Source organism: Clostridium sp. SHJSY1, from assembly GCF_031626875.1.
In the GTDB taxonomy this organism is placed as follows: Bacteria; Bacillota; Clostridia; order Clostridiales; family Clostridiaceae; genus Clostridium.
In genome coordinates, this window is the sequence record NZ_JANDMF010000029.1 from 53,846 (window position 1) to 71,411 (window position 17,566).

The following is a 17,566-nucleotide window of genomic DNA, read 5'->3' on the forward strand; positions in this document are numbered from 1 at the left end:
TCCCCCCCAATCTAAAGATCACATGTTTTTTTAATAAAAAGAGTCAACTCTTTTAATAAATTTATTTCATAAGGTTCTGAAAGTAAATTTCCAAGCCTATCATATATAACCTTTACTACAGGTCTCATTGGCATTGAGCTATTTTGTCTTACTACTAATCCTTTTTCATTTGAACTTAAAATTACTCCACTACCTGTTGGAAAAGCAGCAATATTCATGGTAAACTTTTTGACTATTTCCTCATCAAAATAAATGTTACTCATGCCTATAAGATATTCAATAACCTCATGGACATTTTTACTTTGCACCTCATTTCTACCTGATATCAAATTATCAAATTCATTACATACAGACACTATCATTGCAATTTTATTTATTTCATCACCTTGTAATTTTAATGGATAGCCACTGCCATCAATCCTTTCATGATGCATTAGTGCAGCTACTTTAACAGATGCTTTCCAAACATGCTGTTCTCCTAAAAAGTCATAACCAATCTTTGGATGCATCTCCTCAATATATTTATCTAATTCTTCCTTAGTTTTAAATTCTGCTAGAAGTTTCTTATCATTCATAATTTTTATCTTACCTATATCATGAAGAAGTGCACCTGCAGATATATCCCTAAGATTTAACCTGCTATATCCCATATGAGTTCCTATTATTGTTGCCAATGTACACACATTTATAGAATGTGAATATATATTATTATCACTTGAATTTATTTCTGCAACATTTATCAGTATATTTTTATTTGACAAAATATCCTCGATTACTTCATTTACTGAATTCATAACACTACTACTATCCGTTTTTCCTTCACGACAATATTTACTAACCATTTCCTTAACGGCTATTTTACTCATTTGCTTTGTCTTTTCAGAAATACTTTCTTCAATAACCACATTTTTTGAAATCTCATCATCAATATAAACAGAATGAATCCCAAGTTCTTTAATTTTTTCAATATAGAAAGGCTTCAATTTCACTCCAACATTAAGTAAAACTCTGCCTAATTCATCATAAATTTGCCTTCCAAGAACTTCATCTCCCTTTAAACTGGAGACATTAATAACTCTCATATTTCCCCTCCCAATGATAGAAATAAATACCTAGTAGTTTAGTTTTCCCCTATACCTTATAAATATAACCTAGATTTACATTTCTTAATTTATCAGCTATATTTTTATATGCACTTTTTCAAAATAATAGTAAAATATAATACATAGAGGTGAGAAATTATGTTTTTATTGATTATATTGATTTTAGCTATATTGGTATGGTTCTGTATTCCATATTCTCCAATCAAATCTGAATTTAAAAAATTAATAAGAAATAATCCTAACAAGTTAGAAGAAAATCATGTTAACTTTACCAAGGAAGATATTTCAAAATTACCGAATCCGTTGCAAAAATACTTTCATTATTGTGGTTATATCAGTACCCCAAAAATGTCTAATGCAAGAGTTCATTTTAGTGATGTGAATTTTGTGCAAGGCTCAAAGAAATTAAAAATACAATATACATTGTACAGTTTTGTATCTGAACTCAAAAGGTTTGCTTTAATTGATACAAGCATCATGGGTATCCCTTTTGAAGGTCTTGATTCTTATGAAGATGGTATAGGCAGGATGAAAGGGCAAATAGGAAAACTTATAACTTTATTTGATGAAAAAGGTACATCCATGAACAAGGCATGCCTTGTTACTTACTTATCTGAAAGCCTAGTAATACCAAATATTTTGTTACAAGACTTTGTTAACTTTGAAGAACTGGATGCGACTCATGTTAAAGTTAATATAACTTATTATGAAATATCTACAAGTGGAATTTTTGAATTTGATAGTAATGGAGCTATTGTAAGATTTACAACAAAAGATAGAGAATATAATGATGGAAATAAGACTATACAAAATGTAAGTTGGTCTGCTCTCTTTGAAGAGTATAGAGATATAAATGGAATAAAACTCCCAACAGTTATGAAGGCTGTATGGCATTTAGATGAAGGGGATTTATTATATTTTGATGGTAAAAACATGGAAATAAGTTATGATGCATTAAGTTAAAAAATAATCCTGGTTTTGTAAAAATTCTACAAAACCAGGACTATATTATTCTAATTATCAATTTTTATGTCTGAAACTGTTCTATTTATTTCAAATGTAGAACCCTCACTACTTGAATTAATTTCTTTTCCAAGTTTAATATCTTTAACACTTGATCCTGTTAAATTAATTGAGCTATCCTTTGGAATCTTAATATTAACATCCCCAGCTCTACCATTAATATCATATTTATTGCTAGCATCTAATTGCTGTAAGTTTAAATTAATATCCCCAACATTTGCTGATATGCTTGCTTGTTGTAAATTGCCTGTATATGATAACCTTCCAACTTCTTCATTTACTCTTAAATTGCTATAATCTCCTTCTAAATTAATATCTCCCACATTGCTTTTTATGTCTAGGGAAGTAATACTTTGTGGAATACTTAAGGTGGTTTCAATATTTTTAGAATTTATAAGTTCTTTATCATCTGTTTCTGGCCCTATTTTTAGAATGTTGTCTTCAAGGCTACATTTAATATTATCTAAAGCTTCTTGTAAGTTTTCTTCTTTATCCCCACCTACTAATTTTTTTATGCTAACTTTAATTTCATCAGAATCACTTTTTACAATTTTTAAATTGCTACAACTATTATTCATAACTATGTTTTCTCTATTAAATTTATATGTATATTCACTTGAATCTTCTTTTGTATATGGAGCTACTTCTTTTGAAAAACTTCCTGTACTTTTACTACTACATGAAATTAAAAAAATAGTAGACATAACTGCTATAACCTCTATTGCTACTTTACACTTCATAATTTTCACCTTATTCATTTAATATATCTCTCTTTTAATTTTGCCACATTTTCTCATATTAGTAAACAGCTATAGGTGTAATTACTAAATCTACTAAAACAATATTAATTTAGTATAAACTTCTTATAAAAACACATAATAAAGCTATAAATGCATTAATTAGGAGGACTCAAATGTGATGAAATTATTAAAGAAAACCTTAGCCATATATATAATTACAACTATAATACTAAATATAATACCAGGATTTAAGCATTATATGGCTTTAGAGATTGATCCTGTTGATTCATCTAGAGTCCCTGTTAAAATAGCTTTATTTGCAAAAGACCTTACTGATGACTATCTTCAATATCTTCGTAAAAACTTTGAAGATATCCAAAAAAACAATGAAGGCAAAGTTATGTTTAATTTTTATGATGCTAAATCAAATGAAGAAATACAAAACTCAGAAATTAATCATAAACTTAAGGAAGGTGTAGATCTTATATTATTAGATATGGTTAATACTAATAATATAAAAGAAATGATTGCACGAATTTCCCAATATAATGTTCCTGTAATAGTTTTTAATAGAGAACCACTTTCTTTGGATCCACTAAAGTCTTATAAAAAAGCATTATATGTAGGAACAAACTCAAAACAAGCTGGTATTTTGCAAGGAAAAATGATTTCAGATGCTTGGAACAAACATAAAGATGTTATTGATAAAAATAAAGATAACATATTACAATATGTAATACTAATCGGTGAAGCCTTTAATAACACAGCTCTTAATAGAGCAAAATATTCTATTTCAACTATTCAAGAAGCTGGTATAAAAACACAAGAACTAGCTGCTCCTGTTTTAAATTGGAATACTGATTTAGCTCGTAGTACAGTAGATTCGTTATTAAAAAGATATGGCAACAAAATAGAAGCAATAATTTCAAATGATGATTCCATGGCAATTGGTGCTGTTGAAGCTCTTCAAAAATATGGTTATAATAAGGACGATAAATCCAAGCTAATTCCAATCGTTGGAGTTGACTTAGTTCCTGAAGCTAAGGAACTTATTTCACAAGGAATCATATTAGGTTCTCCATCGCAAGACCCCCTAGAAATGGTTAAAGCTATCTATGCAACTGGAATGAACTTAATTAATAATAAAAATCCTATTGAAGGAACACAATATAAATTAGATGAAACAGGTGTGGCAGTACGTATTCCTTTTGATGAATATGTTGGCACAATGTTCAACTAGATTGCATAAAGAATTTAATATTTCCTTTAGGTTGTGAAGCAGATTGAGTTTCTTGACTATTATTAGGTGTTGTTGTCTTTTCTTTTGTATTTTGCTTGTTACTCTCCTCTTTATTAATAGGATTAGTATCTTTCTCTACTTTCTCTTGTGTTTGAACCGGATCAGGCTCTTGAACAGCTTTTTGTTGTACATCTGTATTATCAGATTTTTCAGTTTCATCTTCATTAGCTAGTTGTTTATCTGTATCCGCTTCTGCTATTATTTCTTCACCTTTAGCATTTGAGGCTGTAGTTGTATTAGAACTTTCCATTTTTATTACGATAATTAACACTATAATAGTTAAAGCCACACCTAATAATATAAATGGTTTTTTTCTTAATGATGCAAACATACTAATTCTCCTTATTCTTTTTATTCAAATCCATGTATATACTTACTAGGAACATAATCAGCTAACCAAACTTTATCATTACCTAAATAAAATTTAATACCATCTTTCCAAGCTTTTTTTGCATCTATCATTAGAAGAACTGGCTTATTATCATGCCTTTTTCCAACTTGAAATGCAGTTTCTATATCTGCTGACAAATGAACATATTGCCTTCCTTTTGGCTGTAATCCTAAGTTTTTTATAGATTCCATAAAACGTCTTGCTGTGCCATGAAATAATACATCAGGTGGCTCTTGACTTTCTTTTAATATCTTCATTGGCACAGAATGTCCATATAAAGCTCTTATTTTTTCATCAACTAACTCATACCTCTTTTTATCTGAATTTTTAATTATATATTCTAAGTCTTCTTTGGTTATACTTTCCCACTTGCTATTTTCTTTTAATGCAGTTAATAATTGTTCAACACTAACCCATCCCCCTTCATCTAATTCTAATTCATATTCCCATGGAGCATGTCTAAGTGCATATGATATTTCTTTGCCTAATTTCAAGTAATTAATAATAATCCACTCCCCTTCATTTGTTATATAGATTATATCATTTTTTATTACAGATTATTTAAAAATATCCTTAACATAGGCCTTAAAGTGTTGACCCTAACACCATGTCATAGTGTAATATAAAAGTAGAGCTTGGAAATATCCACCACAATTCATAGCCGGCAGAGTATTTGGTTGGCATTTATAGCTCTAAAATCATATTTGGAGGAATAACCATGAGAACAGTAAAACAAGTTTCAGATTTGACAGGAATAAGTGTACGTATGCTGCATTACTATGATGAAATAGGCTTACTAAAACCAAGTACAGTTACAGATGCAGGTTACAGGCTTTATGATGATGAAGTTCTTGAAAGTTTACAACAAATTTTATTTTTTAAGGAACTTGACATACCTCTAAAAGAAATTAAAGAAATCATGGATAAACCTAATTTTAATAAAATGCAAGCTCTAGAAAATCAAAAAAAGCTACTAATCATAAAACGAAATAGATTAAATGGCTTGATAGAGCTTATAAATAAAACCATAAAGGGAGAGAATACTATGAGTTTTGAAGAATTTGATATGACTGAATATTATAATATATTGAAAGAATATAATAATAAAGACAAAAATAGAGCTATTAAACGTTTTGGAGACCCAGATAAATTTAATGAAATGCTAGAAGAAATTAAAGCAAATGAGGACAAGATAGTTGAAGGTGCTACCAAAACTTATGGAAGTATGAAAAATTTTGTTGAAGCTATGAAAGAGGGCTTAAACAATCCTATGTTAACAACTATTTCTGATGAAACAGATAAATTTGAAGATGACTTTCTTAATGATAATAATCCAAAGTTGAAAGAATTATCTGTAAAGCTTTTGTCAGATTTAACTAAGGATCCCTCTTCAGAAGAAATTCAACAAATAGCTAAAGAAATAACTGATACAGTAAAAAAGGATTATAAACTTTTTAATATGGATATTAAAGGTGATACTCGTTGGTATCATCACTCTAAAAGTTTTTCTAAAGAGCCAAAATGGATAGAAATAATTGATAAAAAATATGGTAGTGGCTCAGCTAAATTCTGGGGAGAGGTTTTTAAAATTCATTTAAAAGATAAGATGCCTAAATTAGATAGATTATATGTAAAGTTAACATCTGATTTAAGTAAAGACCCTACTTCCAAAGAGATTCAAGAAATTGTTCATGAAATAGCTGAAACAACTAAAGAGAATTATGATTTTTATAGAATAGATTCTGGCTTGAAATCTAATGCAGTTATTTCAAGTTTAGCTGATCTTTATTTAAAAAATGCCAATAATGATCTGAGTCCTACAGATAAGAAATTTGGGAAAGGTGGAGCTAGATTTATTGGAGAATCTTTTAAGTTTTATTGCGAAAATAATGATTAAAAATTTAAAGGGATAGAAGTTTACCACAACCTCTGTCCCTAATTTTTTAATTTACTTGTATTCTTTCTAGTTTTTCATTATAATTTTCAGTTATCTTATTCATATTTTTAATAAGTATGTAATCTGTATAAAGCTCCTTTTTTTATCATATGTTTTATCCCCTATTATATATTTTCCTAACAATTCTATAATATTATTTATTTTTTATCAAATTATTTTTTTTGAAACATGTTTACTTTTCTCCTCATTAAATGCTTGTAATATTTTCTCATTTTGCTTTATAATGAAGTATCAATCAATCTATATTATTGTTTCGAGGAGTGAATAAAATGAATCTTTTCGGGTTATTATTAGTATTTTTAGGTATTGTTTATTTAATATACTCTTTTTTACGTAAAGATAACCTTAATTATTATACTAAAAGATATAATAGAAAATACAAAATAACATTTTTGAAATCTAATGAATTTTTAAAACTGCAATTAAATTTTGCTATATTTAATTCTATATATTGTATTTTTTTTGGCTTATTCATAACATTATTTAATTTTATTAGTTTCTTTGTTTGTCTTGGAATTTTGGGATTTCATATTATAAATTTTATTTTGATTGTAGAAGGTAAAGCTATGGGATATATAAGCTATCAATAATTTAAAAATTCATTTATTGTTTTAATATAACTTTTCAATTCAAATTCTATTTTTCTTAAACTTATAATTCATCAAAACAATATTTATATTCAACTGGTAACATACTTTCCTCAAAAGCCCTTGATTTTATTGATTCTCTAATTTTAATCACCTCATCAGTAATATCAGTAATTCTCACAATCCAATCATGTACATAGCTTTTAACCATACTTCCCTTTAAACCTAGCTGAATAGCTCTTCTATTTAATGGGTTTCCAAATATATCTCTATCAGGGTCCCATTGGCATCTAACTTCTGATGTTTTAATTTTATCTTGCCACTCTTCATAAGATGTGTAGTCACTCTCACCAAATGAAGATATCACAGCACCTTCAACAATTTTGTTAAATCCTTCTCGCTTTATATCAATTGCTAATATTCTTTCTTGTCCATCTTTTGTTGCCCATCCTGATCTATACATCATCCATAAAAATGATGGTTTAATCCAAGTCATTCTCTCCATCTTAAAACTTTGTCCAAATGTCCCTAACATTATAGCTTCATCAGCAATTTTATCGTTATATGCTTGATATACCCTAATTGTTGTTTCATCATACAAAGCACGTATTTCTCTAGTCTTTTCTGTAATATTATCATTAGTATTATTCTTCATTTCATTTATTCTCCATTCTAAAAATCTCAATTGAAAAATTATTAATTTTTTGATTGTCCCCTAAGTAAAACCTCAAACATTTCATCAGAAATATCAATATCATCTTTATCAAATAACTTTATATTTTCTATAGAAGAAATTTGATTTTTTATATCAGCTGGAACTTTGCAATAGCTCATATAGTATTCTTTTTCAGGTATCATAATTCTATATCTTTTACCTTCCAATTCTGCACTTACAGATGAAATTTTCCTATGAGGATTTTTACCCCAAAAAACAAGATACTTCCCTTTATTTGTTTCAAATACTCTATTATCTATGTAATTGCCATCACGTCCTTGAGAAATAATTTTATATTTATCATTAAATCCTTTCTTAAGTTCTGTGTAACCAGTGAAATTAGTAAAAGTAGAGAAGATAAATTTCTTATCATCTAAATCTAGGTCATTTCTGATTTCAGGAATTTCATCTACATTATTCATAAGTTCTGAATTATCATAATCCATTATAAAATTTTCTAATTGTTTTTTATCATCTGGTATTCTATATTCATTTGAATATGAAATAAATTTAACACAAGCAATTGTTGCTGCACATATTATTAATCCCACAAATATTTTTTTCATTTTTCCCCCTTAATTTGAACCACAAGTAGCTTGTCCTATAATGGTACATTTTCTTTTATTGCTTTTCTTTTTTACATCGTAAGTATATAATAACAGTTGCTGATGTTATTATACTTATTGTTTGTAAAATCTCTTTTTTCCACTCTCCATTACTAACACAATATAAAAACCTGCCTAATACTATTATTATTAAAATTATAGCAAGCTTAATCCATATGTCTATTTTTCTATTTCTCATAAAATTCACCTTAAATTTATTTCTTACTAAAAATTTTTACTCTACAACATTTTAACATTTTATTTTAACTTTAGGTAATTATTTTATTATTTCACAATAAGTCCCTCTTGGATGTTTATTACACTTAATCTCCTCATAAGCAAGCCGCCATAAATACCTCATTTAAATATTATCTCCAAATATTCCTACTGAGCAATAATTACCTATTTTTATCATTTTATAATCTTTATAGTTCATTTAACCTACTCCTTATTATATTTATTAATATAATAATAACCTTTTTATATAAACAGAAAAAGAACCCAAGATATAACACTCCGAATATTATATCTTAGATTCTTTTTTAATTAGCAAAAATTATCGCAATTTCCACTTAACCTCATTATAATTTTTATCCAATTTAGAAATATTTATTCATCTTCCTAAATATTTTTAAGCATATCTTGATTTTTTTGTATATATCTTTCTTAAAGAAGGAGTTAATTAAATATCTTCTTCAACCAATCTAATATATTATCAAAGAAATTCTTAATGATATCAAAAATAGATGGATCTGGAATGTCTGGTTTTAAAACTGTGATTTCAGCTACAGCTTTAATTTCTATTCCTTGAACAGTTCCTTCAACTTCAAATTTTCCAGGTTTATTTAGTAATTCTTCATTATATTTATTCCACAATACTTCAACCCGACTCTGTGTGCCATCGCTATAATTTACATTCACAACATTTGGTAAATCAACAGATTTTCCTACTTCTGTAGTTAAACTAGTCTTATCTATACTTGTTATAGTTTTTTCCTTTTTAACTACATTTACTGTTGCTGTAACAGTCTTAAATTTATCATTTAAAACATCTTCGTTAGACATTCTTAAATTTGGAGTTCCATCACTATTCCAGTGAACTCTTAAAATTCTTGCACCTCTATTAGGGTCATTTAATGGATCTCCACTTATTTCTGCATAAGATCTTGCATGATAAACTAAAATATCATTACCTTTCTCATCTACTGTAAATGTGCAATGTCCTGGTCCATATTCTCCTTTTAAATCTTCAGTTGTTAATACAGGATAAGCTGTCTTCTTCCAAGAAGTTTTGTCCATCAAATCACTTTTTTCATCTGCTTGTAGCATGCCCACACAATATTCTGAGCCTGTTCCAGCTGCTGAAAATAATATAAATACTTTTCCATTTTTATTTATAACAGTTGGCCCTTCATTAACATTATATCTAATAGTTTCCCATCCATACTCTGGTGAAGTTAAAAGAATAGGATTACCTTCTATTGTATATGGATTAACCATCTTGTCCATATATAGACTAGAATTACCTGCTGCATCTTTTTGTGCCCATACTAGATATCTTTGTCCATTAAGTTCAAATGTAGTTGCATCAAGTGAGAAATTTGAAAAAGCATTAACTACCGAATTATTTTCAGTTGCTTTTTGAACAACTCCCTTTTCAGTCCAAGTTCCATCTATTGGATTGTCCCCATCGCATTCTAGCACATAAGGTTTTATTCCCCATACATCTTCTGCTCCTCCGGCTGCAAAATACATATACCATTTTCCATCAATATAATGAAGCTCTGGTGCCCATATGTGAGACCCCATCTCTCCAGTAGCATGTTTTGTCCATATTGTAAATTCCTCTGCATCCTTTAATCCTTCAATTGTTTTTGATCTTCTTAAAACAATCTTATCATATTCAGGAACTGTAGCTGTGAAATAATAATATCCATCAGAATGCTTGTATATATATGGATCTGCTCTTTGCTCAATCAATGGTTTAGAATATTCATCTAAATTTGGAACAGTTCCTTTAACTTCAAAAGAACCTTCACTTTTATACTTACTTTCATCAACATTCTCCCAATTTACATCCATCTTTTCAGTAGAGCCATCACTATACTTCATTTGTACTTTATTTGGTAACTCTGGCTTTACCCCTTCTTTAGTTGTAACTGTAACATCTTCTACTCCAGTATTGGTTACATTTCCTAGTTTATTTTTCAAATTATCAAGTTCAGCTTCTGTAACCTTAACAGTACTTCCATGCCTTGCACCCTTTGGTATTGTAAATTCAGTACCACTTAAAGTTTTCCAGCCAGCTTCATCATCTAGGTTAGTATTTTTTACTGCTCCCCATTTACCTTCATAATATCTGTCATATAATACATACCAATCCTTTGAATTTAAAGATTTGACTACTGTTGGCCCTTCACATTTAGAATTTGTTATGAAATTATTAGTGATAACATTAAAGCTACCTGGTTCTAAAGAATTAGATTTAGCAACTTTTATACTCTTACCTGAATTAGTTTCATCTTTATAAACCATATAATAGGAATCATTATTTTCTACTACAGTTGCATCAATTACTGAATAGCCTGGATTAAAGTATTCCTTAGGATCTGACATAGTTTTAAAATCACTTGTTGTATTAGAATAAATTACATTTCCAGACCAAAAGATTCTATATTGTCCATTTTTCTTATCATAAATACATTCTGGTGCCCATGCATGTTGTCCATCTGAATTCATGGTAACGAGATTTTCATCACTATAATTAATCATATCATTGGAATTCCAAGTGTAAATTTGATTGCTACTCCAATTGTTAGTTGCAAGTAATCCAAATGATCCATCTTGTTTTCTAAATAAGAAAGGATCGCGAATATGCTTAGTTCCTGTTTTTGGGAATAAAATACCTTTATTGTTATTAAGTGCTGTCCAATTAACCCCATCATAACTATAAGCAAGATGTAATGAATCACTTATTTCAGTTTGTTCTCCTGTAAAATAAGCCATTACATATGCTGAATATTCCTCTAAAACTTTTACATCGAAATCTTTAGACATAGTATAATCTCCATTTCTTATTGTTGCTGTCAAAGTTACGTTTTTATTTCCTTCTCCTTTTGCTGGTCTATGGACTTTTCCGTTATCTTCTATTAATGATGTATCTGAAGATTTCCATGAAACAGTTGATCCATATTTGGCAGTTGTTTTAAGATATAAGTCTTCAGTGGCTACAGTAACAAGTCCAACAGATAATTCATTGAAATCTTTTTGTATATCTTCCTTTTGATTTGGAGCTAAAACTGTAACATCAAAATCTTTTGTAGAGCTTAATTCCCCTCTAGTTACTGTTGCTATTAATTTAACTTTAGTATTCACAGCTTGTCTATTAACTTTACCTTCTGATGTTATAACATCATTATTGCTTGAAGTCCAAGTAACTTTTGAGCCATATTCTCCAACTGCTGGTAAAGTGATATCTCCACTGACTTCTGTATTATTTAATGATAATTTTTTTACATCACTACTTAATAAATCCCCTTCTAGGCCCAAAGATAATTCTTTTACATTATCTTTATCAAGTGCTGTATCATATATTTTGAAATCAGCTATTTTTCCCTTAAAATAAGGATCATTATATTTTGAAAGTATTCCATCATATTGAGATTTCCCAATAAAATTTCTTGTTGTATTTCCTAAATGATTTAAAGTTACATCAACCTTTTTATTTAATATTTCATCACCATTATCATAAATGGTTAAATTACCTTTAGACATAACTAAAGTTAGGTTTCTCCAAGTATTAGTGTCATTTACTAACTTTGTTGTATCATAATAAGTCTCTTTAGAGTTTTTGCTAAAAGCAATTCTTGAAGTGCTTTGATTAGATGTTGGCGTATAGAACATATAATTATCTACACCACTTCCAAAATCAAAAAGTCTAGCCCATTGTGAAGCTGAGTCTATTTTATAAGTTGTACTAATTGTAAAATCACTCAAGCCACTAGTAATGTTATCTGGTAATTTAACATAACCATTAACACCATCAAGCTGCAAAGCTCCATTACCAATGCCTTCTACATAAGTAGCACCACCAAATAATTGACCATCATTTCCATTATTAGAAACATCCTTAAGTGTGCTTCCTTCTTTCTGACTAAAATCATAATGCAATTTCAAATGATTTTCTAAATTTTCATTATCAGCTCTGGCAATAAACCCTCCAGACATCATAGAAAACATAGTGCTAGCAATTGCTATAGATAATGCCCTCTTATAAATATTTTTGATTTTTACCTTTCTCACAACAACTCCCCCTTTAAATATGTTAATTAGAAGTAGCTTAAATCACTATATAATACTAAAGCTCTTATAAGTCACTCCTGTTATGTATACGGTATCATAAGATATATCAGTAAATTGCCCTTTCACTATTCTAGCCAACAAATATCATATTAGTAAAAAGTATTTATAAGAAAAATTTTAGTTATTTATAATATAATTTTCTTATAATACAAAGAATAAATAAATAGATTTATCTTAAAATAGCCAGAATAATACTCAAAGTGAAAATTTTCTTTAAACATGCTGAAATTCGCCATGTAAACATTGACATTAAAAATTATATACTATGTACTTTCAGCATTAAAACCTTGATTCTATCATAAAGGGGGCTTATTATGCACAAACATAAAAGCAGGTTATTGTACATTGATAACATTAGATGGTTTATCATTATTTTTATTGTAATTATGCATCTAAATGTTACCTATAGCAACATTGGATTATGGTATTATAAAGAACCTGCAAATACTGATATTATTTCAACATTGTTATTTAGAATATACGGTTCCCTTAATCAAGCATATTTTATGGGCTTGCTTTTCTTTATCTCAGGGTATTTTTCAGCAAGATCCTCTCATAAAAAAGGACATAAAGCATTTATCAAAGAAAGACTTTTGAGACTTGGAATTCCAACTTTAATTTATATGATTATAATTCATCCTATTACCATGCTGATTATTGATTCATTTAATAACATTAAATCGAAGGACTTTTTATCATGGTACATAAATTATATAATTTCATTCAGATTTCTAAGTTGTTCAGGGCCTTTGTGGTTTACTTTAGCTTTACTTATTTTTACTTTTGTATATATAATAGTAGAAAGATTATTTAAAAAATCAACAATAGATACTAAAATCAGAAAACTTCCCATATATTTGAGAAATGGAAAAGTATTCCTGTTAATTGTTATTATAGCATTTTTTCTATTTTTAACAAGGATTTTCATTCCTGTTGGAGTTCTTTTATTTAATACAACTCCAGGAAACTTTATACAACTTGGATATTTTCCTTCATATATAATACTTTTTTTAGTTGGGATCATAACGTATAAAACTAGCATATTGTCAGCTATTCCATACAAACTAGGGATGTTTTGGTTTAAGCTTGGCTTATTTATTGGATTACCTCTTTGGATAATTTTAATGTTTAAAACTTCAAAGGATACTAACTTACTATTTGGAGGATTAACATGGCAATCAGTAACCTACTCAACATTGGAATCTTTCTTTTCCATAGCTATCTCTATAGGGATATTAGTTATCTTTCGAGAAAAATTCAACACTCAAAGCAATTTTGTTTCATTCATTTCAAAAAATGCTTTTGGAGTATATGTTTTTCATCCACCAATTTTAGTTGCTGTTACTATGTACTTAAGTTCTGTTAAACTAAATCCTGTGGTAAAGATGTATTCTGTAACTTTAATTGTACTACCTACTTGTTTTGGATTTGTTTATTTACTTAGGAAGATTCCTTTCTTGAGAAAATTATTTTCTTTAAAAATTTAAGGGCAATAAACATTTTAACTATGCCTATTGCCCTTCATTTATTTTGTACATACATACACTCCAAACTCTTCATCATCAGCAAAACTACCATCTAAATCCTTATAACAATCTATATTAGAAAATCCTGAATCACTTAACAAATTAATAACATCCTGAAATGAAAATGCTCTTTGTCTTTCTCTGTATTCTATAATTTCATCCTTAATTGTATCAATCATTATGCAATTTTCTATCCTATATCCATCTTCAATAAATTTTTCACTTAATATATATTTTTTATCTTTCTCTGCCCAATCTCTTCTTTTCTCTTGTATTATAGAAGGAATAATCTGTGGGCCTGCTGTTCTCAAAAGAAACTTTCCACCTTCCTTTATGGAATTATAAATATTACTTAACTGAATCTCTAACTCCTTATCTTCCATAAAACCTAATGTGTGATAATAAGCAATTACAAAATCATATGCTTTACATTCAGCAATCTGTGATCCTCTTTCTAATTCAAATGTAATATTCAAATTAAGTATTTTAGCTCTTTCTATTGCCTGATTTAAATAAGTTTCTGCCACATCTATACCTCTGACATCATATCCTCTTTGAGCAAATTCAATTGAATGCCTCCCTACCCCACAACCTATGTCCAATATTTTTAGAGGTGGATGTATATTAAGAATGCTTTCTATCTTAGAAACTTCTTCCCTTGTTACTTTTTCATCTGGCATTCCTTGCCACTCTAAAAAACTCTTCTGTGCATCAACATTCTCCCAATTCCAATTAATTACCTTTCTATTCAACTTACCAGCTCCAATCATGAATAATTTATAGTTATAGATTATGTTTACCTATATACATTATATTCATTTTAACCTCCTTTATAATATTTTCATCATAGTTATAGCAGGTAATACTTTTCCCGTCCAATTTAACTCAACTTCTTTTACTTTAACAAATCCATTATTACGCCAAAACGTAAGGACATCTTTACTATAATTAATAACTACATCAATCTTAATTTTCTTACTTTCTTTTGACAAGACATATTCTTCAAAGGATTGAAAGACTTTCTTCCCCATCCCCTTATTTTTTAAATTTCCATGTATCATCATAAGGGATAAATATGTTTCTTCTTCTATTTTGAAATCCATTAACCCTATGATCTTATTTGAATCTATATCTACAATCTTACAAGAATAAAAACCTACATTCTCCATCTGTTTAAATTCATTAGTTAGCCAGCTCTTTGTTATATTTTCTTTATCCATATGAATTAAGAGAAAATTTTTATTCGAGTTATAAATATCAATAATATCATGAAAATCTTCTTCCTTGGCTTTATCTATATAAAATTCTTTTGTTTTAAATAACATTTAATCCCCCTAAATCTGAGTTTTTAAAACTCCTACTTTCTTTTTCTAATCAAATCAACAATTAAAAAAATTGTACAAATAGTAACACCTCCAATAATTATAGAATGAAAAATAGGTTTCTTTTCAAAAACATATTTATTAGGAAATATTTTAGCATAATTATTTTTATTAACACTAATAGTAATCTCTTTTCCAACAAAATCCCTAATATCTGTTCTGATTTTACCTGTTAAAATTTTATCTTCAACCTGATATTCAACACTACTTTGATATGAACCAGACCTTCCACTATGATAAAAATCAATATTAGTTATGATTGCATTTTCAACTATATAATCTTCTTTATTTAATATGTAGCTCAAATAGAAACGAGAATCCATTAATGGTATTATCATAATAAAAAATAAACATATTATTAGAATTTTTTTCTTATTTTTATTGTATTTCATTATCTAATTACACATCCTTGCTTCTAAATTGTGTCCTTTATTATTAATAGTAATATTTTACCACAAAATATATTTAGTGGACATAACTTATTTTACTTTAACAAATTCATTATTACTCCAAAATGTAAGGTTAACGTGATAAAAATTTTAGATAGTACTATATTATTTATGTAAGGTCAATGTTACAATATATAGAAACGAGGTGGACTTAGTAACTGAGCTTTTTAGTATGCTGTTTTGCTAAAAACAATGAAAAATCGATTAAAACAGTTTTGTGAATCTTTAGGTCTAACCCAAGAACAATTAGGTAATCTTGTAGTTGAATCAAGACAGGCAATTAATTCTATTGAAAAAGAAAAATTTGATCCATCTATATGGTTAGCATACGATATTGCTAAAGTATTTCATAGAAATATAGAAGAAGTATTTCTTTTTGAAGAAAGTGAAAGAAAATCTAGAGCTGATCAAAGTAAAGGTGTTGTTTAAGTATTCTTAACATATTTGGGAAATTGAAAAGACCTGCAAAAGTTACAATAAAAGCACTAAATGAAGATTGTAAAGATATCAAATTAATTGGTACAAAGGATTTGGCAAAATGTTTTTGTCATCAAATAGATCGTCTAGATGGTATCCTTTTTACTGACTTAGTCACAGAATATATAAAATATTAGAGATAACATAGTAGGGCAATAAATAAAATAAACATTATTGCCCTTTATTTATTCAATATTAACTTAGTAACCATTTAGTTATACCTTTAACAGTACTGATATATTAATAGTTCAGGTTTACTACATGTTATTACCTCAATTACCTCTTTAACAGTAAAAATTACATATTGTTCACAGCCTTTAGATTCACAATCAAAGGTTTCAAAGCTCTCATTTTTAATCCATTCCATAAATTCTGAATTTTTAACCTTAAATATTTTACAATCCTCAAAATATTCACTTTCATATGTGTTATTTAAATAATTCATAGTTTTTAAATATTCCACTTCATCTAAACATCTATATGCAACTGGGCCATCTTTAAAAATAATATCTACAAATTTATTATCACTTTCATAATCTGATAATCTCAACTTAAGCCCATTTTTGTCATTTACTAATGCTTCTAATTCAAATCTTTGTGGCATTGAACACTCTTCATAATATTTTTCCCATACTTGCATAAATTCTACCTCCCATTAATTATATATAAATCCTACTATTAAAATTATCGTTTCTTTTATAAAGATACATAAGAGATTTTTTCTTAATTCTTATCTTTATTTTAAATGTTTTTTTAATCACTTTTTAGTACTTTAAGTCATGTAATTAAATGCAATCAGCATAAAAAAATAATTATAATGCAATGCCAATTGCATAAAAACAAATTTTTCTATAAAAACATAAGCATTTCTATATTTTCTGTATATATCTTATGTGAAACCAAATGAAAGGAGGAAAAACAAATGGCAGTTACTAAGACTATAGAAACT

General features: G+C 28.0%; 17 protein-coding genes and 1 pseudogene. 6 read left to right on the plus strand and 12 right to left on the minus strand.

The genetic code is table 11. The annotated features are described in order from the left end of the window. Positions 1 to 11: 11 nt before the first annotated feature. Positions 12 to 1,082: an HD domain-containing phosphohydrolase gene (locus NNC19_RS13745; RefSeq protein WP_310939239.1), complete on the minus strand. Its 1,071-nt coding sequence runs from the start codon at positions 1,080 to 1,082 to the stop codon at positions 12 to 14. Positions 1,083 to 1,241: 159 nt separating this feature from the next. Between NNC19_RS13745 and NNC19_RS13750 the strand changes: the two genes are divergently transcribed. Next, on the plus strand, positions 1,242 to 2,066 hold the full coding sequence (locus NNC19_RS13750; RefSeq protein WP_310939240.1) for a DUF6544 family protein: 825 nt from the start codon (positions 1,242 to 1,244) through the stop codon (positions 2,064 to 2,066). Positions 2,067 to 2,116: 50 nt separating this feature from the next. On the opposite strand, the gene NNC19_RS13755 is transcribed toward NNC19_RS13750, so the two are convergent. Further along, positions 2,117 to 2,866 carry a hypothetical protein gene (locus tag NNC19_RS13755; protein ID WP_310939241.1) on the minus strand — a complete coding sequence of 250 codons (750 nt, stop codon included), beginning with the start codon at positions 2,864 to 2,866 and terminating at the stop codon, positions 2,117 to 2,119. A 178-nt stretch (positions 2,867 to 3,044) separates the two neighbouring features. Between NNC19_RS13755 and NNC19_RS13760 the strand changes: the two genes are divergently transcribed. Beyond that, a complete protein-coding gene (locus tag NNC19_RS13760; RefSeq protein ID WP_310939257.1) occupies positions 3,045 to 4,106 on the plus strand; it encodes a galactose ABC transporter substrate-binding protein in 1,062 nt (353 codons plus the stop codon). On the opposite strand, the gene NNC19_RS13765 is transcribed toward NNC19_RS13760, so the two are convergent. Together NNC19_RS13765 and NNC19_RS13770 are read right to left on the minus strand one after the other, a co-directional pair. Next, complete coding sequence (locus NNC19_RS13765; protein ID WP_310939242.1) at positions 4,099 to 4,497, minus strand: hypothetical protein; 399 nt, start codon at positions 4,495 to 4,497, stop codon at positions 4,099 to 4,101. The genes NNC19_RS13760 and NNC19_RS13765 overlap by 8 nt on opposite strands. Positions 4,498 to 4,517: 20 nt before the next feature. Next, on the minus strand, positions 4,518 to 5,051 hold the full coding sequence (locus NNC19_RS13770) for an RNA 2'-phosphotransferase (protein ID WP_396136430.1): 534 nt from the start codon (positions 5,049 to 5,051) through the stop codon (positions 4,518 to 4,520). 224 nt (positions 5,052 to 5,275) lie between these two features. On the opposite strand from NNC19_RS13770, the gene NNC19_RS13775 reads away from it, so the two are divergent. After that, positions 5,276 to 6,454 (plus strand): MerR family transcriptional regulator, encoded by a 1,179-nt coding sequence (locus NNC19_RS13775; protein ID WP_310939243.1) that lies wholly within the window; start codon positions 5,276 to 5,278, stop codon positions 6,452 to 6,454. A 711-nt stretch (positions 6,455 to 7,165) separates the two neighbouring features. Here the strand turns inward: NNC19_RS13775 and NNC19_RS13780 are convergent. The 4 genes from NNC19_RS13780 to NNC19_RS13795 form a co-directional block, all read right to left on the minus strand. Next, on the minus strand, positions 7,166 to 7,756 hold the full coding sequence (locus NNC19_RS13780) for a DUF4291 domain-containing protein (protein WP_310939244.1): 591 nt from the start codon (positions 7,754 to 7,756) through the stop codon (positions 7,166 to 7,168). A 41-nt stretch (positions 7,757 to 7,797) separates the two neighbouring features. Beyond that, positions 7,798 to 8,382: a hypothetical protein gene (locus NNC19_RS13785; RefSeq protein WP_310939245.1), complete on the minus strand. Its 585-nt coding sequence runs from the start codon at positions 8,380 to 8,382 to the stop codon at positions 7,798 to 7,800. Positions 8,383 to 8,437: 55 nt separating this feature from the next. Further along, positions 8,438 to 8,620, minus strand: coding sequence for a hypothetical protein (locus NNC19_RS13790; protein WP_310939246.1), 183 nt, complete (start codon positions 8,618 to 8,620; stop codon positions 8,438 to 8,440). 479 nt (positions 8,621 to 9,099) lie between these two features. Next, positions 9,100 to 12,723: a family 43 glycosylhydrolase gene (locus NNC19_RS13795; RefSeq protein ID WP_310939247.1), complete on the minus strand. Its 3,624-nt coding sequence runs from the start codon at positions 12,721 to 12,723 to the stop codon at positions 9,100 to 9,102. Positions 12,724 to 13,097: 374 nt separating this feature from the next. Here NNC19_RS13795 and NNC19_RS13800 point away from each other — a divergent pair, with 374 nt between their 5' ends. Further along, positions 13,098 to 14,270: an acyltransferase family protein gene (locus tag NNC19_RS13800; RefSeq protein WP_310939248.1), complete on the plus strand. Its 1,173-nt coding sequence runs from the start codon at positions 13,098 to 13,100 to the stop codon at positions 14,268 to 14,270. Positions 14,271 to 14,308: 38 nt separating this feature from the next. Here the strand turns inward: NNC19_RS13800 and NNC19_RS13805 are convergent, their stop codons facing one another. The 3 genes from NNC19_RS13805 to NNC19_RS13815 all read right to left on the minus strand — a co-directional run bounded on the left by NNC19_RS13805 (position 14,309) and on the right by NNC19_RS13815 (position 16,029). Beyond that, entirely contained in the window at positions 14,309 to 15,061 is a 753-nt protein-coding gene (locus tag NNC19_RS13805; RefSeq protein ID WP_310939249.1) for a class I SAM-dependent methyltransferase, read from the minus strand. A 78-nt stretch (positions 15,062 to 15,139) separates the two neighbouring features. Continuing rightward, positions 15,140 to 15,634, minus strand: a complete 495-nt coding sequence (locus NNC19_RS13810) for a GNAT family N-acetyltransferase (protein ID WP_310939250.1) — start codon at positions 15,632 to 15,634, stop codon at positions 15,140 to 15,142. 32 nt (positions 15,635 to 15,666) lie between these two features. Next, positions 15,667 to 16,029, minus strand: coding sequence for a hypothetical protein (locus tag NNC19_RS13815; protein ID WP_310939251.1), 363 nt, complete (start codon positions 16,027 to 16,029; stop codon positions 15,667 to 15,669). Positions 16,030 to 16,332: 303 nt separating this feature from the next. On the opposite strand from NNC19_RS13815, the gene NNC19_RS13820 reads away from it, so the two are divergent. Then, the gene (locus tag NNC19_RS13820) at positions 16,333 to 16,569 is read left to right on the plus strand and encodes a helix-turn-helix transcriptional regulator (RefSeq protein ID WP_310939259.1); all 237 of its coding nucleotides are present in this window, start codon (positions 16,333 to 16,335) and stop codon (positions 16,567 to 16,569) included. Then, positions 16,563 to 16,754: pseudogene (locus NNC19_RS13825) on the plus strand (peptide deformylase); the annotation flags it as partial. The gene NNC19_RS13820 and the pseudogene NNC19_RS13825, both read left to right, overlap by 7 nt. Before the next feature lie 86 nt (positions 16,755 to 16,840). On the opposite strand, the gene NNC19_RS13830 reads toward NNC19_RS13825, so the two are convergent. Beyond that, the gene (locus tag NNC19_RS13830; protein ID WP_310939253.1) at positions 16,841 to 17,257 is read right to left on the minus strand and encodes a hypothetical protein; all 417 of its coding nucleotides are present in this window, start codon (positions 17,255 to 17,257) and stop codon (positions 16,841 to 16,843) included. Positions 17,258 to 17,566 lie beyond the last annotated feature (309 nt).

Bases quoted from the DNA above. Each gene is read 5' to 3' on its own strand.
- NNC19_RS13745 (WP_310939239.1), bottom strand. From the start codon at position 1,082: ATGAGAGTTATTAATGTCTCCAGTTTAAAGGGAGATGAAGTTCTTGGA.
- NNC19_RS13750 (WP_310939240.1), top strand. From the start codon at position 1,242: ATGTTTTTATTGATTATATTGATTTTAGCTATATTGGTATGGTTCTGT.
- NNC19_RS13755 (WP_310939241.1), bottom strand. From the start codon at position 2,866: ATGAAGTGTAAAGTAGCAATAGAGGTTATAGCAGTTATGTCTACTATT.
- NNC19_RS13760 (WP_310939257.1), top strand. From the start codon at position 3,045: ATGAAATTATTAAAGAAAACCTTAGCCATATATATAATTACAACTATA.
- NNC19_RS13765 (WP_310939242.1), bottom strand. From the start codon at position 4,497: ATGTTTGCATCATTAAGAAAAAAACCATTTATATTATTAGGTGTGGCT.
- NNC19_RS13775 (WP_310939243.1), top strand. From the start codon at position 5,276: ATGAGAACAGTAAAACAAGTTTCAGATTTGACAGGAATAAGTGTACGT.
- NNC19_RS13780 (WP_310939244.1), bottom strand. From the start codon at position 7,756: ATGAAGAATAATACTAATGATAATATTACAGAAAAGACTAGAGAAATA.
- NNC19_RS13785 (WP_310939245.1), bottom strand. From the start codon at position 8,382: ATGAAAAAAATATTTGTGGGATTAATAATATGTGCAGCAACAATTGCT.
- NNC19_RS13790 (WP_310939246.1), bottom strand. From the start codon at position 8,620: ATGAGAAATAGAAAAATAGACATATGGATTAAGCTTGCTATAATTTTA.
- NNC19_RS13800 (WP_310939248.1), top strand. From the start codon at position 13,098: ATGCACAAACATAAAAGCAGGTTATTGTACATTGATAACATTAGATGG.
- NNC19_RS13810 (WP_310939250.1), bottom strand. From the start codon at position 15,634: ATGTTATTTAAAACAAAAGAATTTTATATAGATAAAGCCAAGGAAGAA.
- NNC19_RS13815 (WP_310939251.1), bottom strand. From the start codon at position 16,029: ATGATAATACCATTAATGGATTCTCGTTTCTATTTGAGCTACATATTA.
- NNC19_RS13820 (WP_310939259.1), top strand. From the start codon at position 16,333: ATGAAAAATCGATTAAAACAGTTTTGTGAATCTTTAGGTCTAACCCAA.
- NNC19_RS13830 (WP_310939253.1), bottom strand. From the start codon at position 17,257: ATGCAAGTATGGGAAAAATATTATGAAGAGTGTTCAATGCCACAAAGA.